Origin of the sequence: Pseudomonas sp. TNT2022 ID1044 (genome assembly GCF_028656895.1) — a bacterium.
Classification (GTDB): Bacteria; Pseudomonadota; Gammaproteobacteria; order Pseudomonadales; family Pseudomonadaceae; genus Aquipseudomonas; species Aquipseudomonas reinekei.
In genome coordinates this window covers 22894-43622 of sequence record NZ_JAMDHB010000027.1, presented here as the reverse complement: position 1 = coordinate 43622, position 20729 = coordinate 22894, and the positions used below count along the sequence as shown (strand labels likewise).

The following is a 20729-nucleotide window of genomic DNA, read 5'->3' as shown; positions in this document are numbered from 1 at the left end:
TTCGTTAAAACCGATCGATACCGGACAATGGCGCGGGTTTCGCTCGTTTGAGTTAAGGTTTTACGCAAATCGTGCCCGACAACAGCGCAACCGCGCAGGCTGGCGCACCACGACACAGCAAAAGTTGTACCAGTCATTTGTACTGAACCTTCGCACAAGGCTCATACTCGAACGATTCAGAAAGCCACCTATGGAGATCACCAATGGCCAGCATCAAGACAAAGACTGCTCAAGAAATCCTGATGAGCGATTTTCAGACACTGGTCAGCGACACCGAACGGTTGCTTGAGCACACCGCTTCCCTGGCCGGTGACCAGGCCGATGAGCTGCGAGACCAGATCCACGACAGTCTGCTGCGCGCACGTGAAACCTTGAAATTGACCGAAGACTCCCTGCGTGAGCGCGGCAAGGCTGCCGTTACCGCCACTGAGGATTATGTCCAGGCCAACCCTTGGCAATCGGTCGGGATTGCGGCGGGCGTGGGCTTCCTGATTGGTCTGCTGGCGACACGGCGCTGATATGGCAATCGGTGAATCCGGCTCGTCCGAGACGGGCACAAGCTCCTCATCGCGGCGCCTGGGCGCCGCATTCCTTGGTTTGCTGCACAGTCATGTCGAACTCTTTGGCATCGAATTGCAGGAGCAAAAGGCCCGCACGGTAAGCCTGCTGTTATTTGCAGGCCTGGCGCTGGTATTTGCCTTGCTGTTGCTGGTGGGGCTGTCGACGCTGGTGCTGATCCTGTTTTGGGACACCTATCGACTGGCGGCCATCATCGGGCTCTGCGTGTTCTATACCCTGGCGGCGGTCTTCTGCGGCATGCGCCTCAGAGCCGCCATTTTCGATGAATCCTCGCCCTTCCATGGCACTCTGGAAGAACTGGCCAATGATCGGGAGCGCCTGCTGCCATGAACCTGCCTGAACTCCCGAGCAACAGTTCGCGCACGGAAATGCGCAAGGCGTTGATCCGCCTGCGCATGGAAATGCATCGCCAGGAAATCCGTCACGAATCCGCGCAACTGCTGCAACCCCTGCAGCGTGTTCGCGGAATGACGCAGAACCTGCAAGACGGCTTCGGCATCAAGCATGCCCCGCTGTGGGGCGTGGCCGCCGTGACCTTGCTCGGCTTTCTGACCGGCAAGGGTGCAAAGCATGGCGGCGGGGTCAGCAGCCTGACGCGCCTGGTTCGACTGGGCACCACGTTGGGGCCGCTGATCAAATTGATCATGCAGGGCTCCTCGCGCAAAAACTGACCGGCCACTATCTGGCTGCATTCTTGCAATACCCGCGGGATGAACCTCTTTATCGTGGGGTTCAATCCTGCGTGCCTACCCGGTGCCCAGCCCAAACTCAAAAACAAGATCTACTAAGGAGGCCTTGTGATCGACGGGCAACCGCTTGCCTGCTTTCAGCCGTTCATCGATACCGCGACCGGCCGTATCGCAGGCGTCGAAGCACTGGGACGGCTGCGTCTCGCCGATGGGCAATTGGCTTCCGTGGGCCCCCTGTTCGCCGACCCCAGAACCAACGCTATTTCGCTTCGTCGTCTCGACCGCCAGCTGCGCGATAACGCCTTGAGCCGGTTACATGAGGCACCGCCGGACTGGTTTCTAAGCCTGAATATTTCCCCGCGCTGGATCAGCCGCCTGCGCCCGGATCAACCGCTTCCAAGCCTCAAGCAATTGGCAAGGCATGACGTCGACCCACGACGAATCGTTTTCGAGATCACCGAACTGGGTGGCGACATCCAGCGCCTGGCGCATGTGGTCGCGCGTTACCGACTGGCTGGCGCGCGGATTGCCATCGATGATTTCGGCGCCGGCTACTCGCAACTCGATCGCGTCCTGGCGCTGCAACCGGACATACTCAAACTCGACATGCGCCTGTTCCAGGCTGCCGCGCTGGGCGGGCCGAGCAGCGACGTGGTCAAGGCCCTGGCGCAAATGGCCGAGAAAACCGGTTGCTGGATTATCGCCGAAGGCGTGGAAACCGAAGCTCAGCTCCACTTTGCCCTGGAATGCGGATCGCGCTACGTGCAGGGTTTTCTGTTCGCCGGGGCGCAAGAACAATTCTTCGCCACCGGGGCCTTCGTCGAACAATTTGCTCAATTGCGACAACGCTACGTTCAGCAAAAACTCACAGAACGCGGGCGCCTGAAGATCATGCGCCAACAACTGAGTGAACTGATGGCGATCCTGCAAGCCTGGGCGCAGACTCGTGCCCCCTTGAGCGCCCTGCCGCAACTGGACGCCTTTCCCTGGTTATTGCGCTTTTACCAATGTGACCGCCACGGCACACAACTGACGCCGAACCTGGAATGGCGCAACAACGGTTGGGTTGCCGACAGCCGTTATCTGGGCCATAACTGGTCCTGGCGTCCCTACTTCTATCACCTGCTCGCAGAAGGTTGGGACGAGCGCCGACTGACGCTTTCCAACACCTATCGCGATGCCACCAGCAACCAGTACTGCCTGACCGCAGGGCAGTTTTTCGACAATGGCGAACGCTTGCTGCTGATCGATATCGACGCCGTCGGACTGTAGGAAGAGGTTTCAATAAGTTTTCCCGTGCACCAAACACCCTCTTGCCCCTTGCAGGTCGTGGTGCGAACCGGGAAGCTAGGCCCTCAGTCACCTGACGGAGAGAACCAGCCTTGGATTGGCATACCCTGCTTACCCGCGAACGCCTTGGAAAGCCCCTGCACAGCCCGCAAGAACTCGGCCGCAGCCCTTTTCACAAAGACCATGACCGGATCATCTTCTCAGGTGCGTTCCGCCGCCTCGGACGCAAAACCCAGGTTCATCCGGTGTCGAGCAACGACCACATCCACACACGCCTGACGCATTCGCTGGAAGTCAGTTGCGTCGGCCGGTCGCTGGGTATGCGCGTCGGCGAAACCATCCGCAGCGCCCTGCCCGACTGGTGCGAACCCAGTGACCTGGGAATGGTCGTGCAATCGGCCTGCCTGGCCCATGACATCGGCAACCCGCCGTTCGGACACTCTGGCGAAGATGCGATTCGTCACTGGTTCCAGCAGGCTGCCGGCCGTGGCTGGCTGGACGCGATGAGTGAAGCCGAGCGCAATGACTTCCTTAATTTCGAGGGCAACGCCCAAGGCTTTCGGGTCCTGACTCAGCTGGAATACCACCAGTTCGATGGTGGCACGCGACTGACCTACGCCACGCTCGGCACGTACCTGAAATACCCGTGGACGGCCAAGCATGCCGATTCGCTGGGCTACAAGAAACACAAATTCGGCTGCTACCAGAGTGAGCTGCCGCTGCTCGAGCAGATCGCCCAAAAACTAGGCTTGCCACAACTTGAGGAGCAACGCTGGGCGCGCCATCCGCTGGTGTACCTGATGGAGGCCGCCGATGACATCTGCTACGCGTTGATCGATCTTGAAGACGGCCTGGAAATGGAGTTGCTGGAATACGCCGAAGTCGAGTCGCTGTTACTGGACCTGGTGGGTGACGATCTGCCGGAAACCTACCGCCAGCTCGGCCCCAGGGATTCACGTCGACGTAAACTGGCGATCTTGCGCGGCAAGGCCATCGAGCACCTGACCAATGCCGCTGCCCGCGCCTTTGTCGAACAGCAGGACACATTGCTGGCCGGTACGCTGCCTGGGGATCTGGTTGAGCACATGCACGGCCCGGCCAAACGCTGCGTCCTGAACGCAAAAGACATGGCGCGTAAAAAAATCTTCCAGGACAAACGCAAGACCTTGCACGAAATTGGCGCCTACACCACGTTGGAGATTTTGCTTAACGCCTTCTGCGGTGCGGCACTCGAGCAGCATGGCGGTCGAACGCCCTCGTTCAAAAGTCGGCGGATCCTCGATCTTCTGGGCAACAATGCGCCCGACCCGAACGGCCCTTTACACACCTCGTTTCTACGGATGATCGACTTCATCGCAGGCATGACCGACAGCTACGCCAGCGATATGGCGCTGGAAATGACCGGACGTTCCAGTCACTGATCCCAATTGGCTGATCGGCCGTTACGTCGTCTGTAATGGCCGATTACCCACAAGAAACGCAAGTGCATTCAACGTTCGCGGAATATCCCTACAGCTGAAGTCGAGTGAACTGATCGATTGCTCTGTGTTGTCGCGAAACAATCACGACTATTTTCGTACAACAAAATAAGCGTGAATAACATGATCAAGGACAATCTGCGCATCTTGCTGGTGGAAGACCATCCATTTCAGCTTAAGGCAACACAATATTTACTCGAGAGTTTCGGTTTTTACCGATTAATTACAAGCGACAGTGCTCATGGCGCTTTGCAGGAAATGCTTCGCGCTGAACAACCGTTCGATATTCTTTTGTGTGACCAATGTTTGCCCGACATGCTCGGGATCGACCTGGTCAAACTTGCCAGTCAACTTGGAATGATCAGGAAAGCAATTTTACTGAGCAGCCTGACTTCCGCAGAGCTGGACGGTATAGAAAGCACGGCGAACATTCATGAGCTACCGTTACTCGGTTACTTGATAAAACCATTGAAACAATCTGAATTCACACACCTGTTGACCTTACCCTAAACATAGGGCCGACATAAAAACCCAAGCACAGCCAAAAATAAACAGCCACAAAAACCCCCAACACAACTGCAAACAAACAAACACAACTTTTATTCATCTCCATTAAAAACCTAGTTGATACGTAAGCCTATTCCTTATCACTTGTAGGACCATTCCGATATTACTGCTACAGGCACACCCGTTCGTACGTCCCCTCAACTATCTGAGCTAAGGTGCGCGCTTTATTTGAGCTCGCATGGGATTTGATTATGAACTCCGTTTTTATCGTCGACGATCACCCTGTCATCCGACTTGCCGTTCGCATGTTGCTGGAACACGAAGGTTTTAAAGTCGTTGGTGAAACCGATAACGGGGTGGACGCCATGCAGATGGTTCGCGAGTGCATGCCTGACCTGGTCATTCTCGATATCAGTATTCCCAAACTTGATGGACTGGAAGTGCTCGCCCGTTTCAACGCCATGAGCACCCCGCTGAAAACATTGGTATTAACGGCGCAATGCCCGACACTTTTTGGTATTCGCTGCATGCAATCCGGTGCCTCGGGCTATGTATGCAAACAGGAAGAGCTCAGTGAATTGGTCAGCGCAATAAAAGCCGTGTTGTCGGGTTACAACTATTTTCCGAGCGAAGCGTTGAACCCTGTACGAGGTGATGACGTTCGTTGGGCCGAACTGGAGCTATTCAAATCAGTCAACGACCGGGAGTTGATGGTACTGCAACTTTTTGCACAAGGTCGTACCAACAAGGAAATTGCCAAAGGCATGTTCCTGAGCAACAAGACTGTCAGCACCTACAAGAAACGCCTGATGCAAAAGCTCAAAGCCAAATCCCTGGTCGAGCTCATCGAAATGGCCAAGCGCAACGCATTGGTGTGAGGACGACGATGCGCAGCCGCCTGACGGACTATCTGATATTGATGATCGCAGGCCTGTGCCTGAGCACCTCATTGTTCGCGGCACCGAGCAGTGAAAACTTCACCCTGCTGAGTCGCTCCACGGCCGGGCAACTGGATATCCGCCTCGATGCCACACAACGGCAATGGCTCAAGGACAAGCGTGAGCTGGTCCTGGGTACATCTGCACCGGATTATCCACCCTTCGACCTGACACTCAGTGGCAAGGACTATGAAGGTTTTACTGCCGATTACGCCGGCATCCTCGGCGCCATTACCGGTTTGCCGGTCAGGGTCCAGCGCTTCGCATCCCGGGGGACGGCCATCGAGGCGCTGGAGAATGGCGAGGTTGACCTTCTCGGGACGGCCAACGGTTTTGAGGCCCACAACGCCGAAATCGTCCTTTCCGCGCCCTATGCCGTAGATCAGCCGGTTCTGGTGACGCGTGAAGGTGAAACCAGGTCATTGACCGATGGCCTCGCCGGCATGCGCTTGAGCATGGTCTATCACTATTTGCCGCTGGAGGAAGTCAAGGCGCTGTACCCGAAGGCCATCATCACCTCCTATCCGTCCTATCAGAATGCGATCAACGCCGTGGCCTTCGACCAGGCCGATGTGTTTCTTGGCGATACCATTTCCACCCATTACATGATCAACAAGGGCTACCTCAACAACATCCGCATGGCCAACTTCGGCAAGCACGAAGCCCACGGCTTCAGTTTCGCGGTGAACAAAAAAAATCCACAACTGCTCGGCATCATCAATGCCATGTTGCTGGCGATCCCTGTCAGCGTTCGGGAAAACATCGCCAAACGCTGGAGTGCCGGCAGCGACATTTTGCTCACCGATCACAAACTGGAGCTCAGTTACAGTGAGGAGCGCTGGCTGGCGCAACACCCCGTGGTACGAGTGGTGGTCAATGAAGCGTTCGCGCCCCTGACGTTTTTCGACAGCGCCGGCAACTTCCGTGGCGTGGCCGCGGATTTACTGGAACTGATCCGCCTGCGTACCGGCTTGCGCTTCGATATCCAGCGCAGTCGCAGCGACACCGACATGATCCAGCGAATCAAGAACAACCAGGCCGACCTGATTGCCGCCCTGCTCCCCAGCGCGCAACGGGACACCCTGCTCCACTTCAGCCGCCCCTATCTGCAAAATTCCTATGTCCTGCTGACGCGAAGGGAGGCGGACAGCCCGGTCAATCTTGAGCAGCTGCAAGGAAAACGTCTGGCCATCGCCCAAGGCAATCCGTTGATGACGTATCTGCGCACAGAGTTTCCAAAGATAAAACTCATCGAAACCCCGGACACCTTCAGCGCCGTGGAAATGCTGGCCGAAGGTTTGGCCGAAGGTGCGGTCAATTCGTTGGTGATTGCCAACTATTTCATTTCTTCGCGCCTGTTTGAGCACTCGCTACAGATCAGTACCACCATCGGCACCGAGCAGGCAGCCTTCTCCCTGGCGACCGACCGGGAGGCCAAGGAACTCAACGACATCCTCAACAAAGCATTGCTGAGCATCGCCCCGGAAGAACTGGGCATCATCAACAGTCGCTGGCGGGGGTACTCGGAGTCCACGCAAAACACCTGGCGCACCTTGCACCGACTCTTCTACAACATCGTCATTGGGGCCGGCGTGTTGCTGATGATTTCCGTGACATGGAATGCTTACATGCGGCGCCAGATCAACCAGCGCAAGGCGGCCGAGCGAGCGCTGAACGATCAGTTCGAGTTCATGCGCTCGCTGGTCAACGGCACGCCTCACCCGATCTATGTGCGCGATCGTCAGGGCTTGCTGCAAAGTTGCAATGACAGTTACTTGCAAGCCTTCAACGCAAAACGCGAAGACGTCATTGGCAAAAGCGTGATCCAGGGCACGATGAGCAATGCGTTCGAAGCCCGGGAGTTTCAGGCTGATTACCGGCGTGTCGTGAGCGAAGGCACGCCGCTGATTCTGGACCGGCCGCTGCACATCGGCGGCCGCCGGTTGACGATCTATCACTGGATTCTTCCGTACCGTGACTCCAGCGGTGAAGTGCAAGGCATCATCGGCGGCTGGATCGATATCAGCGAACGGCGGCAACTGTTCGATGATCTGCGTTGCGCGAAAGAGCGCGCCGATGAAGCCAACCGGGCCAAGAGCACATTCCTGGCCACCATGAGCCACGAGATCCGCACGCCCATGAATGCGGTGATCGGCATGCTCGAATTGACCCTCAAGCGTATCGAACACAACCATCCTGATCGGCCGGCAATCGATGTGGCGTACCACTCGGCCAAAGACCTGCTGGAGTTGATCGGCGACATACTCGACATTGCGCGCATCGAATCCGGGCATTTGAGCCTGAGCCCTGAACGGGTCAATCCTGAAGAGATCGTGGCGTCGGTGGTGCGAATCTTCGACGGACTCGCCCGGCAGAAAGCGCTGGAACTGCTGCTGGAGTTCGACTCGCCTGATCCGGCAGTCGATGTTCTGCTGGATCCGTTGCGTTTCAAACAGGTGCTGTCCAACCTGGTCAGCAACGCCATCAAGTTTACCGAGCAAGGCCAGGTCAGAATTGTCGTCAGCTTGCAACCCGCCACCGAACCCGATCAGGTGCAGATGATGTTACTGGTTGAAGACAGCGGCATAGGGATCAGTGAAGCCGACCAGCAGCGCCTGTTTGCGCCCTTCGCCCAGACCGATACCACCGGGCAATCAGGCAGGGGCGGTGCCGGGCTGGGCCTGGTGATTAGCCGCAGCCTGTGCGAAATGATGGGCGGTGAGCTGCAATTGAGCAGTCAGCCCGGGAGGGGCACTCAAGTGCGAATGTCGCTACGCCTGACCACGCTGCCGCGCGAGCTGCAGGTGGGCAAGGCCGAAACACCGCTCGAGACTACCGCCGCCCCGTTGCATGTCCTTGTGGTCGACGACCACGCCGCCAACCGCCTGCTGATGTGTCAGCAGCTGGAGTTTCTGGGTCATCGTTTCCGCGTTGCAGAGGATGGTCAGGCAGGATTCGAAACGTGGAAAAGCGACAAATTCGATCTGGTGATCGCCGATTGCAACATGCCGGTCATGAATGGCTACGAACTGGCGCGCGCCATTCGCCGGCACGAACACCACATGCAGTTGCCGCCCTGCACCGTGCTGGGTTTTACCGCCAACGCACAGCCCGAAGAAGTGCAACGCTGCAAACAGGCGGGGATGGATGATTGTCTGTTCAAACCCCTGACGCTGACCGCTCTGAGTCAATGGGTCAAAGGCCTGGCGCCTGCTCATGCCACACCCGCCTTCAGCATGCACGCTTTGCAACAGTTGACCGGAGCAAACCCGCTGCTCAATCAGCGACTGCTGGACGAGTTGCTCAACAGCAACCGGCTGGATCGCCAGGCCTTATTGGCGCTGGCCGGGTCAACGGAGCCACAGGCTTTTCTCGACATTGCCCACAAAATCAAAGGGGCCGCGCGAATCGTCCAGGCCAGCCGGCTGATCGACAGCTGCGAGGCGCTCGAAGCATCGTGCCACGACAAATTTCAGCCCGGCGACGTGGCCGATCGTTGCACGGACCTGGAACACGCCATGCTCGAACTGGACCAGGCATTGCTAGGCCAAATCGACAAAAAGGACCAAGGCAGGATGTCCGGGGCTTAACTATGCTTGGACGCTGAGCAGTGTGTTAACCATCATGGAGAGACCTGCATGCCCAACCCACTGCGCCCGGATCCACGCCGGTTTCCCCTGCACGTGCATATCAGCGTGATGTTCACCTTGCTGCTTTCGCTGACCGGGGTGGTGCTGGGCATTTTCAATTATCGACAGACCACACAGATCATCCTGTCGAGCAGCGAGAAGCTTTTCAATCGAATCGAACAGGACGTGCGCCTGGACCTGCACGCGACCTACGAACCGATTCGTCACTTGCTGAGCCTGCTGGTGCACACGCCTGCGGTCCAGGCGCCGGACCTGGAACAGCGCCTGACCTTAGTCGCGCCCTTCAGCCAGTCACTCAAGGACAATCCCGACCTCGCCTCACTGTACCTGGGCTACGACAACGGTGACTTTTTCATGGTTCGGCCGTTGCGCACCGAGCCGCTGAAGACCCTGCTCAAATCGCCGGACACAGCGGCCTATCAGGTATGGAGCATCGAGCGTAACGCCAGCGGACAGGTTCATTCCCAGTCTTTGTTTTTCGATCAGAACCTGATGCTGATCAGTCGCCACGACAACCCCGGCGATACCTACGATCCGCGAAGCCGCGCCTGGTTTTCCAGCGCCAGCCACGACAACGATCAGATCACCACCGAACCCTACGTCTTTTTCTCCACCCACAACGTCGGCACTACCCTCGCTCGACGCAGTGGCGAAAATGTGGTGATGGGCGCCGACCTGACCCTGGCCGCCCTCAGCGCAACCCTGGCCAAGCATGTGGTGACGCCGGCCACCGACATCGTGCTGTTCGACGCCCATGGCAATGCCATTGCTTATCCCGACAGCAGTCGACTGATCATCGACGACCAGTCCGCACGTCTGATCAAGGCTGCAGACCTGAGCCCCGGCCTCGGCGCGTTGCTCAACAACCCGACGCAAGGCAATCGCCTGAATGCCGCCGGCCGCGAGTGGATCGTGGCCCGCAGCAGCATGCAGGAAGGCGGCCCCCAAGGTCTGCAACTGGCGATGCTGGTGCCGGAAGATGAATTGCTCGTCGACGCCTACCGCATGCGCTGGCAGGGCGCACTGATAACCCTGGCAACCTTGTTGCTGTGCCTGCCGCTGGGCTGGCTGACCTCGAGAATTCTGGTCAAACCGCTGCGTGCACTGGTACAGGAAGCCGATGCGATACGCAGCTTCGATTTCAACTTTGCGCTGTCCCGCCGCTCTCCGGTGCTTGAGGTCGATCAACTGAGCGTGTCAATGGCGCGGATGAAAGACACCCTGGCGAGCTTCTTCCAGATCACCGACAGCCTGAGCGCCGAAACCCGTTTCGCGCCGTTGCTGCAACGGGTGTTGTTTGAAACGGTAAAAATCGGCCAGGCCCAGGCGGGCCTGATTTACCTGCGCGAAGGTGACGGAGACCGCATGGAGCCCCATGGCCTGGTCATTCACGATGTCGCCCAGCCCTTGTCGTCCTTCGACATTCAGGCGCACTCGCTACAAGATGCGCAGAGCCCCGCGTGGTTGCAGCAGTTATCAGGCGCCGACAACGTGGTGATCAATCTCGGTTTCGAACAGGCAGGCGATTTGCACAAAGTGCTGCTCGCGATGGCCTGTCCCCGAGTGCACCTGATCGGCATCCGCCTGCACAATCGTCATAACGAAACCGTGGGGCTGTTGGTGTTTTTGCTGGCCGATAGCGGCGATCGCAGTGATCTGGAAAAACTCCGCCCGGATCGCATCGCATTTTTGCAGGCGGTATCCGGCGCCGCCGCGGTGAGTATCGAAAGTCAGCGCCTGCAAGCCAGACAAAAGCACTTGCTGGACGCGTTCATCAAACTGCTGGCCGGCGCGATTGACGCCAAGAGTCCCTATACCGGCGGCCATTGCCAGCGCGTCCCGGCGTTGACCCTGATGCTCGCCGAGGCGGCTGCGGCCAGCCACGACCCGGACTTCGTCGGCTACAACCCCACGGACGATGAATGGGAGGCGTTGCACATCGCTGCCTGGCTGCACGATTGCGGCAAGATCACCACCCCGGAATACGTCGTCGACAAAGCCACGAAACTGGAAACGCTGAACGACCGGATCCACGAAATCCGCACTCGCGTCGAAGTGCTCAAGCGCGACGTCTGGATCAGTTACTGGCAAGGCATTGCCCAGGGTGGCGACGAGCAACAGCTGGCGCCACTGCGCGATACGGCGCTGGCGGAGCTCGATGATGACTTTGCATTCATCGCGCAGTGCAACCTCGGGGGCGAGGCCATGGCCGAAGCAGATCTGCAACGCCTGCGCAGCATCGGTCAACGTGCCTGGACGCGAACCCTGGATGACCGCCTGGGCCTTTCATGGGAAGAGAACCGCCGTCAGGCCTGCACCCCGGCGGCAACGCTGCCAGTCATTGAGTCGCTGCTAGCCGACAAACCCGAGCACCTGTTCGAGCGCCCCGCCGCTGAACTGATCGCGCCAGACAACCCCCTGGGCTTCAAACTCGATGTGCCGCCTTACAAGTACAACCGCGGCGAACTCTACAACCTGAGCATTACCCGCGGCACCCTGACGAACGAGGAGCGCTACATCATCAATCATCACATGGTGCAGACGATCCTGATGCTCAACCACCTGCCCTTCCCCGAACACCTGCGCAGCGTCCCGGAGATTGCCGGTGGTCATCACGAAAAAATGGATGGCACCGGTTACCCGAAACGGCTGAAACGCGAGGAGATGAGCCTGCCGGCGCGAATGATGGCGATTGCCGATATTTTCGAAGCACTGACCGCCGCCGACCGCCCCTACAAGAAAGCCAAGTCCTTGAGCGAAGCGCTGGGCATCATGGCATTCATGTGCCGGGACGCCCACATCGACCCGCAACTGTTTGGACTGTTCATCAACGCGCGCATCTATCTGCTCTACGCCGAGCGCTATCTCGACCCACAACAAATTGATGCGGTGGACCCGTCGGGCCTGCTGATCAAGGCAGGCCTCAAGGCATGATCAGCAATCGGTCAGGCGCAGAAAAATCGCGGCCAGCTGCTCGATTCCGGCCTGATCCTGTGCCGTGAAACGCGCCAGTTTCGGGCTGTCGAGATCAAGCACGCCGATCAGCCGGCCATCCTTGACCAGGGGCACGACCAGTTCACTGTTCGACGCACTGTCACAGGCGATATGCCCGGGGAAAGCATGCACGTCTTCGACCCGTTGCGTCTGCAAGGTCGCCGCCGCCGTTCCGCATACGCCACGGCCGAACGGGATGCGCACACAGGCGATCTGCCCCTGGAACGGACCCAGGACCAGTTCTTCGTTGCGATTGAGGTAGAAACCTGCCCAGTTCAGGTCATCAAGCTGATTGAACAGGAACGCCGAAAATTGCGCCGCGTTGGCGATGAAATCCCGCTCGTCCGCCAGCAGCGATTCCAGCTGCGCGTGCAGCATGCCGTAGCCTTCGAGGCCTTGGCCGCTCTTTTGTAAATCGATCATGCATTGTGCTCCAACAGTTTCAGCCCGACCCAATAGCGGGCAAATTGATACGCGCAACGGCCGTTGCGATTGCCGCGCCCCGTGGCCCAACGCACCGCGAGGATGTCCAGCTCCTCGTCCCGTTGCCACTTGAGGCCGGCCTTGTCAGCCAGTTGGCCGATCCAGTGTTCGACCACGTTGAGATAGTGTTCCTGGGTGAATGGATAAAACGACAGCCACAGACCGAAGCGGTCCGACAGTGCGATCTTGTCTTCTACGGCTTCGCTGGGGTGCAGTTCGCCGTCGACGCGTTTCCAGTTTTCGTTGTCGCTTTCTTTCTCCGGCACCAGGTGGCGACGGTTCGAAGTGGCGTACAACAAAACGTTGTCCGGCGCTTGTTCCAGCGAACCGTCGAGCACGCTCTTGAGCACGCGGTAATCGCCCTCACCCGACTCGAACGACAAGTCATCGCAGAACAACACAAAACGTTGTGGCAATTTAGCGATCTGTTCGACCACTCGCGGCAAGTCGGCCAGGTGATCGCGCTCGATCTCGATCAGGCGCAATCCGCCCTGGGCATGCTCGGCCAGCAAGGCACGCACCAGCGACGACTTGCCGGTACCGCGCGAACCCCAGAGCAAGGCGTGGTTGGCTGGCATGCCATCAAGGAACTGCCGGGTGTTACGACCCAGCTGTTCCAATTGCCGGTCAACGCCGATCAGGTCGGACAGGCGCATGTCGAGGCTGACTTCCAGCGGCAACAGGAACCCGCTGCGCCCCTCGCGCTGCCAGCGCGCGGCCAGGCAATGGCTCCAGTCAATGGCTGGCCGAGTTGCAGGCAGCAACGGTTCGATTCGAGCCAGAACGGCATCGGCGCGTTCAAGAAAAGCATTCAATCGGGAGTCCACGTCTTATCCTCGGGCACGTTCACGGTAATGATGGCGATACAGCAACGAAACATAGCGTTCGATCAGCGATTCCCACCTATACAAGGGCTCGCGAGAACATCGGTATACAGGCATGATCGACTATGCTTGAGCAGCGAAGGGAAAACGGAAGTGGTTCAACACCCCATGGATATCAAGTTCACCAACCGGCTGTCTTACAAGCAGGCCCGACTTACCGTGCTGGTTGGTTTCATTCTGGGCATGCTGCTCAGCCTGCTGCAAATAGGCATCGATTATGCCAGTGAAGATGCCTCCATCAACCGTGAAATAGTTTCTTTACTTGAAATCAGCCACAACCCCGCCTCGCGCATCGCCTACAACATCGACGCCGAACTTGCCCAGGAACTGACCATGGGCCTGTTGCGTTCTCCGGCAATCATCGGCGCCCGGCTGATCGACAACAACGGCAACGTGCTGGCCAACGTCAAGCGCCCCGGCCTGCAAAGCGGTTATCGCATGATCAGCGACCTGTTGTTCGGTGCCGAGCGACAATTCGAAGACCGCCTCTATCTCGACCAACTGCCCAACGAATCCCTTGGCACCCTGCAACTGGATGTCGACACCTATTCGTTCGGCTACCGCTTCCTGCGTCGGGCCGAAGTGACCTTGCTTAACGGCTTCGCCCGCAGCCTGATCCTGACGGGCATTCTGCTGACGCTGTTCTATATGATGCTGACCAAGCCGTTGGTGCGGCTTATCCATGAACTCAGTCGTCGAGATCCGAGTAGCGGCGAACCCACGCCGCTGGAATGTCCGACCGGGCACGCCAACGATGAAATCGGCGTCCTGGTGAAGGTTGCCAACCAGCAGTTTGAAAACGTCACCACCGAAATCCAGCAGCGCCGCAATGCCGAAAACCGCCTGACCGATTACCTCGGCCAGCTGGAAAACATCGTCTCGGCGCGTACGGCGGAGCTCAAGGCAATCAACACCCGACTCAGCCAATCCAATCAGGAGCTGGAGCTGGCTCGCAGCACGGCGCTGGACATGGCCGAAGCCCGCTCGGTGTTCCTGGCCAACATGAGCCACGAAATCCGTACGCCGCTCAATGGCCTGCTGGGCATGATTGCGCTGTCGCTGGACGGACCATTGACCGCCGAGCAGCAGCAACAGCTGTCCATCGCCCACGACTCGGGCAAAGTGCTGGTGGAATTGCTCAACGATATTCTCGATCTGTCGAAGTTCGATGCCGGCCAGCTTGAACTCGAACACATCCCGTTCGACCTTGGCGCGCTGGTGGAAGACACGGCCAATCTGTTGTCGCAAAACGCTGCACCGAGTGTCGAGCTCACTTGCCTGATCGATCCAAACTTCCCGGCGCTGGTGCTCGGCGATCCGACGCGGGTCCGGCAAATCGTCAGTAACTTGCTGTCCAACGCCCTCAAGTTCACCCGCTTCGGGCGGGTCGACGTTCGCTTGTCGAGCGCGGGTGACGGCGTACGTATTGAGGTGTGTGACACCGGCATCGGCATCCCTCAGGATGCCCAGGTCAAGATCTTCCAGCCGTTCACCCAGGCCGGTGCCGGCATTACCCGGCAGTTCGGCGGAACCGGGTTGGGGCTGGCGCTGACCTACAACCTCTGTGAAGCGATGCGAGGGCGCCTGACCATCAGCTCGGAGGCCGGTTTCGGCAGTCAGTTCTGCGCAGAACTACCGCTGCCCCGCCACACCCGAGCCCTGGTTCCAGCCCCGTTGCAAGGCAAGGTCCTCGCCATCACCGCCGCGAGCAGCGGCTTGGCGGAATTGCTCGGCAGCGTGTTGCCCGTTTGGGGGCTGGAGTATCAGCAACGCTCCATTGACGACCCTTTGTTCGGTTTGCATCCCGATGTGCTGATCACCGATTGCCCCGAGTGCCTGTTCAACCTGCGCCCGACGCTGACCGCACCGATTCTGCTGGTGACCGCTTATGGCAGTTTCATGCCCAGCGAACAAGCCAACGCCCTCGCCCCGTTGCAGCAGCAAGCCCGGCCCTTGGCACGCAACGCATTGCATCAGACCTTGCGCCGCATCCTGCAACCGCAAACCCACACCATCAGTGACACGCCCATCGACATTCTCAGCCCGCAGCGTCGCGCGCGGGTGTTGCTGGTCGAGGACAACCCGGTCAATCAGTTGGTGGCCAAGGGCATGCTCGGCAAACTCGGCTGCGACGTCACGGTCGCGGCTCACGGTGCCGAGGCGCTGGACCGGCTGGAGAGCGATGAATTCGATCTGGTGCTGATGGACTGCAACATGCCGGTGATGGATGGCTACGAAGCCAGTCGGCAGATCCGTCGCAGCGGACGCTGGCCACAGTTGCCGATCGTCGCCCTGACCGCCAACGCCATGTCGGAAGAACGCGAGCGCTGCCGTTCGGCGGGGATGAGCGACTACCTGGCCAAACCCTTCCGCCGCGAAGAACTGGCCGCGCTGCTGGACCTGTGGGTACCCGCTACGACAGTGCCTTGATCTGTCCCAGGAGGTGGTCCAGCCCATCACGCAGGTCATTCAGGCGATCAAGGTCCACGCCGCTGTCGCATAACAACCGGGCCTTGAGCGGTCCGACTTGATCGCGCAATGCCGTCCCGCCAGGCGACAGGCTCAGGTGCACCTCGCGCTCATCCCGGGCCGAGCGTTGACGCTGAACCAGTTGCAGCTGCTCAAGGCGCTTGAGCAACGGCGTCAGCGTGCCGGAATCCAGCGCCAGGCGCTCGCCCAGTGCCTTGACGGTCGGCTGCTCCGGGGCCGTCTCCTGCCACTCCCACAACACCAGCATTGCCAGGTATTGCGGATACGTCAGGCCCAATTGATCGAGCATCGGCTTGTAGGCCCGGATCACCGCGCGGGAAGCGGCGTACAGCTTGAAGCAGAGCTGACTGTCGAGATTCAGGGAATCGACTGACAAGCTATTCATTTGAGCAGGGCTTCGATCTCGCGGCTAAGGTCCTGCGGCTTGGTGGCAGGAGCAAAGCGCTTGACCAACTGGCCGTCCTTGCCGATCAGGAATTTAGTGAAGTTCCACTTGATGCCTTGGGAGCCGAGCACGCCCGGGGCACGCTTTTTCAACTGCACGAACAGCGGATGGGCACCGGCACCATTGACTTCAATCTTTTTGAACAGCGGGAAGCTGACACCGAAGTTCAGTTCGCAAAACTCGCTGATCGCGCCTTCGTTACCCGGCTCTTGCTTGCCGAATTGATTGCAGGGAAAGCCCAACACCACCAGGCCTTGATCCTTGTAGGTCTGCCACAGTTCTTCGAGGCCTTTGTACTGCGGGGTGAAACCGCATTTACTGGCCGTATTGACCACCAGCACAGCTTTGCCGGCGTAATCCGCCAGGGTCTTTTGCTCGCCCTTGATAGTGGTGCAAGGAATGTTCAGCAGGTTGTCGCTCATGATGAGGGACTCCGGATTGGGGAAGATCAGCCAAACATAGCGAGCAATTGAATTGTGTGCAATTTAAATAAACGAAAAGCGATCGATTGATCGCTTTCGAGATTTTACTCGCGCGGCACCAGGTCCAGGCACACGGAGTTGATGCAATAGCGCTGCCCCGTCGGCGGTGGACCATCAGGGAACACGTGACCCAAATGCGCATCGCATTTGGCGCAGACCACTTCGGTGCGGATCATGCCGTGGCTGACATCGCGGATTTCGATCATGGCATTGTCGCCAATCGGCGCGTAGAAACTCGGCCAGCCACAGCCGGAATCGAACTTGGTTCTGGAATCGAACAGCGGCTCGTTACAGCAGATGCAGTGGTAGACACCATCGACCTTGCTGTCGTTGTACTTGCCGGAAAACGGCCGTTCCGTCCCCTTGAGGCGGCACACGTTGTACTGCTCCGGATCGAGCATGGCCTTCCATTCTTCCAGGGTTTTTTCCAACTTTTCCATCATCACACCTCGGCGGCTGAAAAAGCCCGATCTGTACCTTTTCCACGGATCGGGCGGCACGTATGATTGCGCCTCGTCAAACGCCAGTCTGGCAGCCAGACCACGCGCATTCAAACAGATTTATGGGTGCTGCCTCCAAGGCGTCAGGCCTGTGTGATTACGCAGGATTCCCAGTGCGGTTGTTCACACGCCGCCTGGATCGTTCATTTTCGGGAACACATCGCCATGCAGGTCAGCAAATCGAACAAGCTCGCCAACGTCTGCTACGACATTCGCGGCCCAGTGCTCAAGCACGCCAAACGCCTGGAAGAGGAAGGCCATCGCATCCTCAAGCTGAACATCGGCAACCCGGCGCCCTTTGGTTTCGAAGCGCCGGATGAAATCCTCCAGGACGTGATCCGCAACCTGCCGACCGCACAGGGCTACAGCGATTCCAAGGGCCTGTTCAGCGCGCGCAAGGCCGTGATGCAGTACTACCAGCAAAAGCAGGTGGAAGGCGTCGGCATTGAAGACATCTACCTGGGCAACGGCGTTTCCGAGCTGATCGTGATGTCGATGCAGGCCCTGCTCAACAACGGCGACGAAGTGCTGGTGCCGGCTCCGGACTATCCGCTGTGGACCGCCGCCGTGAGCCTGTCCGGTGGCAACCCGGTGCACTACCTGTGTGACGAGCAAGCCAACTGGTGGCCGGACCTGGCTGACATCAAGGCCAAGATCACCCCGAACACCAAGGCCCTGGTGATCATCAACCCGAACAACCCGACCGGTGCGGTGTATTCGAAGGAAGTGTTGCTGGGCATGCTGGAACTGGCCCGCCAGCACAACCTGGTGGTGTTCTCCGATGAGATCTACGACAAGATCCTGTACGACGATGCCGTGCACATCTGCACCGCTTCCCTTGCGCCGGACTTGCTGTGCCTGACCTTCAACGGTCTGTCCAAGTCTTATCGCGTCGCCGGTTTCCGCTCCGGCTGGATCGCCATTTCCGGGCCAAAACACCACGCCCAGAGCTACATCGAAGGCATCGACATGCTGGCCAACATGCGCCTGTGTGCCAACGTGCCGAGCCAGCACGCGATCCAGACCGCGCTGGGTGGCTATCAGAGCATCAACGACCTGGTGCTGCCGCCAGGACGCCTTCTGGAACAGCGCAACCGCACGTGGGAGCGGCTCAACGACATCCCGGGCGTCAGTTGTGTCAAGCCGATGGGCGCGCTGTATGCATTTCCGCGCATCGACCCGAAAGTCTGCCCGATCCACAACGACGAGAAATTCGTCCTCGACCTGCTGCTTTCCGAGAAGCTGCTGGTGGTTCAAGGCACCGCTTTCAACTGGCCATGGCCGGACCACTTCCGCGTCGTGACCCTGCCTCGCGTCGATGATCTGGAGATGGCCATCGGCCGCATCGGCAATTTCCTCAAATCCTATCGCCAGTGAGCGAGCGGATCACCGTGCGACGGCGCTTGCCGAATCGCACGGTGATTCATTCAGCAACACATGTTTGCGCCCTGTAGAACACTGACGCCTCTACCCCACACCGTAACTGCACTGCCTGCTCTGGCCCAATGCCGACGGGGTGAATGAGATCTGCCGGCCTACAAACGCTTCCTTCATCAATGTCGGAAATGCCCTGCAAGCAGCTAAGCTTTTACCGTAGGACACAGTTTGAAATAGTCACCCGGTTGAATACCCCGGTGCAGCACCTTATATACCCCGCAGTACGCTACATCTTTAGCATAAGGAGATTTCTTCAACCATGATGCGCATCCTGCTGTTTTTGGCCACTAACCTGGCGGTCGTGCTGATTGCCAGCATCACCCTGAGCCTTTTTGGCTTCAACGGGTTCATGGCGGCCAACGGGGTTGATCTCAACCTCAATCAGCTGCTGATTTTCTGTGCGGTCTTTGGTTTCGCCGGTTCCCTGTTCTCGCTGTTCATCTCCAAGTGGATGGCGAAGATGAGCACCAGCACCCAGATCATCACCCAGCCACGCACGCGTCACGAGCAATGGCTGCTGCAAACCGTCGAGCAACTGTCCCGGGAAGCCGGGATCAAGATGCCCGAAGTCGGGATTTTCCCGGCCTACGAGGCGAACGCTTTCGCCACTGGCTGGAACAAGAACGACGCACTGGTCGCGGTCAGCCAGGGCTTGCTCGAGCGCTTTTCGCCGGATGAAGTGAAAGCCGTTCTGGCTCACGAAATCGGCCACGTGGCTAACGGCGACATGGTCACCCTGGCGCTGATCCAGGGCGTGGTGAACACCTTCGTGATGTTCTTCGCGCGGATCATCGGCAACTTTGTCGACAAGGTGATCTTCAAGAATGAAGAAGGCCAGGGTATTGCCTACTACGTGGCAACCATCTTCGCCGAACTGGTCCTGGGTATTCTGGCCAGCTCCATCGTCATGTGGTTCTCGCGCAAACGCGAATTCCGCGCAGACGAAGCCGGTGCAAACCTGGCCGGTACCGCCGCGATGATCGGTGCCCTGCAACGCCTGCGTGCGGAACAAGGCCTGCCGGTACACATGCCTGACACCCTGAACGCCTTCGGCATCAACGGTGGCATCAAGCAAGGGTTCGCTCGTATGTTCATGAGCCACCCGCCGCTGGAAGAGCGTATTGACGCGCTGGCTCGTCGTCGGGGCTGATAGTTCTGCGGTAAAAAAACGGGGCGATCTGATCGCCCCGTTTTTTTTGCCTTGAAGACTTTTGCTTTTAACGGCCCATCAGGCGATAAACCCGCTCTTCAAGCCGAGTAACACCCGCCTCTGTGAATTTCCCGCTCTCGCTCAAAATGTCCTGATCTTCCAGGATCTTCAGCGCCCACGAAGCCCCAAACAAGCGCTGCACCTCATCATCGACCACGGCAAACGGCGGGCCAGGCATTTGTGCCTGGTCGTAGTCCAGCGTAATCAGCAACCCATGGAATTCCTTCGGCAGTATCCGCTTCAAATGGTCGGCATACTGCTCCCGCATCGTTGGTGGCAGCGCGATCAAGGCGGCACGGTCATAGAGCGCAGAACAATCAGCCACATCGCCGGCGGTCAGTGCAAAGAAATCACCGCACCACAACTCAATCGAACCCGCCCGGTAAACCTTGAATGGCCCCTGCTCGCTAACAGCGGGATCAAAGCCGTGTTCGCTGAAGAAGTCTTCCACGGCCTTTTCCGACAGTTCGATGCCCAGAACCTCATGCCCTTGATGGGCAAGCCACAACAAATCCAGACTCTTCCCACACAGGGGCACCAGCACACGAGCGCCCTCTTCCAGACTTAACGCCGGCCAGAATCGTCGCAGATAAGGGTTCACCTGCGGCAGATGAAAGCCGATCTGATTCGACGCCCATTTCTTGTGCCAAAACTCCGGTTGCATAAATAACCC

The 20729-nt window shown here is 58.5% G+C and carries 18 protein-coding genes; 12 read left to right on the top strand and 6 right to left on the bottom strand.

The window, feature by feature from the left end; all coding sequences use genetic code 11:
- Nucleotides 1–203 precede the first annotated feature (203 nt).
- From M5G20_RS27070 to M5G20_RS27030, 9 genes are all read left to right on the top strand, one after another.
- Entirely contained in the window at nt 204–518 is a 315-nt protein-coding gene (locus tag M5G20_RS27070; protein WP_273921714.1) for a DUF883 family protein, read from the top strand.
- Nucleotide 519: 1 nt separating this feature from the next.
- Nucleotides 520–909 (top strand): phage holin family protein, encoded by a 390-nt coding sequence (locus M5G20_RS27065; protein WP_150736047.1) that lies wholly within the window; start codon nt 520–522, stop codon nt 907–909.
- Nucleotides 906–1250: a hypothetical protein gene (locus M5G20_RS27060; RefSeq protein WP_273921712.1), complete on the top strand. Its 345-nt coding sequence runs from the start codon at nt 906–908 to the stop codon at nt 1248–1250. The genes M5G20_RS27065 and M5G20_RS27060 overlap by 4 nt, the downstream gene beginning before the upstream one ends.
- A gap of 126 nt (nt 1251–1376) precedes the next feature.
- Nucleotides 1377–2540, top strand: a complete 1164-nt coding sequence (locus M5G20_RS27055) for an EAL domain-containing protein (protein WP_273921711.1) — start codon at nt 1377–1379, stop codon at nt 2538–2540.
- A gap of 110 nt (nt 2541–2650) precedes the next feature.
- Nucleotides 2651–3979, top strand: coding sequence for a deoxyguanosinetriphosphate triphosphohydrolase (locus M5G20_RS27050; RefSeq protein WP_075948097.1), 1329 nt, complete (start codon nt 2651–2653; stop codon nt 3977–3979).
- A 180-nt stretch (nt 3980–4159) separates the two neighbouring features.
- Nucleotides 4160–4546, top strand: a complete 387-nt coding sequence (locus M5G20_RS27045; RefSeq protein WP_273921710.1) for a response regulator — start codon at nt 4160–4162, stop codon at nt 4544–4546.
- A gap of 248 nt (nt 4547–4794) precedes the next feature.
- On the top strand, nt 4795–5421 hold the full coding sequence (locus M5G20_RS27040; protein ID WP_273921709.1) for a response regulator transcription factor: 627 nt from the start codon (nt 4795–4797) through the stop codon (nt 5419–5421).
- Nucleotides 5422–5429: 8 nt separating this feature from the next.
- Nucleotides 5430–9071 carry a transporter substrate-binding domain-containing protein gene (locus tag M5G20_RS27035; RefSeq protein WP_273921708.1) on the top strand — a complete coding sequence of 1214 codons (3642 nt, stop codon included), beginning with the start codon at nt 5430–5432 and terminating at the stop codon, nt 9069–9071.
- A gap of 48 nt (nt 9072–9119) precedes the next feature.
- Nucleotides 9120–12065, top strand: coding sequence for an HD domain-containing phosphohydrolase (locus tag M5G20_RS27030; RefSeq protein WP_273921707.1), 2946 nt, complete (start codon nt 9120–9122; stop codon nt 12063–12065).
- Here M5G20_RS27030 and M5G20_RS27025 read toward each other — a convergent pair whose 3' ends face one another.
- The gene (locus M5G20_RS27025; protein WP_150736040.1) at nt 12066–12548 is read right to left on the bottom strand and encodes a GAF domain-containing protein; all 483 of its coding nucleotides are present in this window, start codon (nt 12546–12548) and stop codon (nt 12066–12068) included.
- Nucleotides 12545–13435 (bottom strand): ATP-binding protein, encoded by an 891-nt coding sequence (locus M5G20_RS27020; RefSeq protein ID WP_273921706.1) that lies wholly within the window; start codon nt 13433–13435, stop codon nt 12545–12547. Before M5G20_RS27020 ends, M5G20_RS27025 begins: the two co-directional genes overlap by 4 nt.
- A 165-nt stretch (nt 13436–13600) precedes the next feature.
- Between M5G20_RS27020 and M5G20_RS27015 the strand changes: the two genes are divergently transcribed.
- Entirely contained in the window at nt 13601–15922 is a 2322-nt protein-coding gene (locus M5G20_RS27015) for a hybrid sensor histidine kinase/response regulator (protein WP_273921705.1), read from the top strand.
- On the opposite strand, the gene M5G20_RS27010 is transcribed toward M5G20_RS27015, so the two are convergent.
- From M5G20_RS27010 to msrB, 3 genes are all read right to left on the bottom strand, one after another.
- A complete protein-coding gene (locus M5G20_RS27010) occupies nt 15906–16367 on the bottom strand; it encodes a MarR family winged helix-turn-helix transcriptional regulator (protein WP_273921704.1) in 462 nt (153 codons plus the stop codon). The genes M5G20_RS27015 and M5G20_RS27010 overlap by 17 nt on opposite strands.
- Nucleotides 16364–16849: a glutathione peroxidase gene (locus M5G20_RS27005; RefSeq protein ID WP_075948171.1), complete on the bottom strand. Its 486-nt coding sequence runs from the start codon at nt 16847–16849 to the stop codon at nt 16364–16366. Before M5G20_RS27005 ends, M5G20_RS27010 begins: the two co-directional genes overlap by 4 nt.
- 104 nt (nt 16850–16953) lie before the next feature.
- On the bottom strand, nt 16954–17349 hold the full coding sequence (gene msrB, locus M5G20_RS27000) for a peptide-methionine (R)-S-oxide reductase MsrB (RefSeq protein WP_273921703.1): 396 nt from the start codon (nt 17347–17349) through the stop codon (nt 16954–16956).
- 225 nt (nt 17350–17574) lie between these two features.
- Between msrB and M5G20_RS26995 the strand changes: the two genes are divergently transcribed.
- Both M5G20_RS26995 and htpX read left to right on the top strand, forming a co-directional pair.
- The gene (locus M5G20_RS26995; RefSeq protein ID WP_273921702.1) at nt 17575–18786 is read left to right on the top strand and encodes a pyridoxal phosphate-dependent aminotransferase; all 1212 of its coding nucleotides are present in this window, start codon (nt 17575–17577) and stop codon (nt 18784–18786) included.
- Between the two features lie 319 nt (nt 18787–19105).
- Nucleotides 19106–19996 (top strand): protease HtpX, encoded by an 891-nt coding sequence (gene htpX, locus M5G20_RS26990; RefSeq protein WP_095061105.1) that lies wholly within the window; start codon nt 19106–19108, stop codon nt 19994–19996.
- A 67-nt stretch (nt 19997–20063) separates the two neighbouring features.
- On the opposite strand, the gene M5G20_RS26985 is transcribed toward htpX, so the two are convergent.
- The gene (locus M5G20_RS26985; protein WP_273921701.1) at nt 20064–20720 is read right to left on the bottom strand and encodes a thiopurine S-methyltransferase; all 657 of its coding nucleotides are present in this window, start codon (nt 20718–20720) and stop codon (nt 20064–20066) included.
- Between the last annotated feature and the right edge of the window lie 9 nt (nt 20721–20729).

What these genes read in the sequence shown, in the direction of transcription:
- M5G20_RS27030 (WP_273921707.1), top strand. Translation starts at nt 9,120, where the DNA reads ATGCCCAACCCACTGCGCCCGGATCCACGCCGGTTTCCCCTGCACGTG.
- M5G20_RS27005 (WP_075948171.1), bottom strand. Translation starts at nt 16,849, where the DNA reads ATGAGCGACAACCTGCTGAACATTCCTTGCACCACTATCAAGGGCGAG.
- M5G20_RS27010 (WP_273921704.1), bottom strand. Translation starts at nt 16,367, where the DNA reads ATGAATAGCTTGTCAGTCGATTCCCTGAATCTCGACAGTCAGCTCTGC.
- M5G20_RS26985 (WP_273921701.1), bottom strand. Translation starts at nt 20,720, where the DNA reads ATGCAACCGGAGTTTTGGCACAAGAAATGGGCGTCGAATCAGATCGGC.
- msrB (WP_273921703.1), bottom strand. Translation starts at nt 17,349, where the DNA reads ATGGAAAAGTTGGAAAAAACCCTGGAAGAATGGAAGGCCATGCTCGAT.
- M5G20_RS27035 (WP_273921708.1), top strand. Translation starts at nt 5,430, where the DNA reads ATGCGCAGCCGCCTGACGGACTATCTGATATTGATGATCGCAGGCCTG.
- M5G20_RS27060 (WP_273921712.1), top strand. Translation starts at nt 906, where the DNA reads ATGAACCTGCCTGAACTCCCGAGCAACAGTTCGCGCACGGAAATGCGC.
- M5G20_RS26995 (WP_273921702.1), top strand. Translation starts at nt 17,575, where the DNA reads ATGCAGGTCAGCAAATCGAACAAGCTCGCCAACGTCTGCTACGACATT.
- M5G20_RS27065 (WP_150736047.1), top strand. Translation starts at nt 520, where the DNA reads ATGGCAATCGGTGAATCCGGCTCGTCCGAGACGGGCACAAGCTCCTCA.
- M5G20_RS27070 (WP_273921714.1), top strand. Translation starts at nt 204, where the DNA reads ATGGCCAGCATCAAGACAAAGACTGCTCAAGAAATCCTGATGAGCGAT.
- M5G20_RS27025 (WP_150736040.1), bottom strand. Translation starts at nt 12,548, where the DNA reads ATGATCGATTTACAAAAGAGCGGCCAAGGCCTCGAAGGCTACGGCATG.
- htpX (WP_095061105.1), top strand. Translation starts at nt 19,106, where the DNA reads ATGATGCGCATCCTGCTGTTTTTGGCCACTAACCTGGCGGTCGTGCTG.
- M5G20_RS27045 (WP_273921710.1), top strand. Translation starts at nt 4,160, where the DNA reads ATGATCAAGGACAATCTGCGCATCTTGCTGGTGGAAGACCATCCATTT.
- M5G20_RS27040 (WP_273921709.1), top strand. Translation starts at nt 4,795, where the DNA reads ATGAACTCCGTTTTTATCGTCGACGATCACCCTGTCATCCGACTTGCC.
- M5G20_RS27015 (WP_273921705.1), top strand. Translation starts at nt 13,601, where the DNA reads ATGGATATCAAGTTCACCAACCGGCTGTCTTACAAGCAGGCCCGACTT.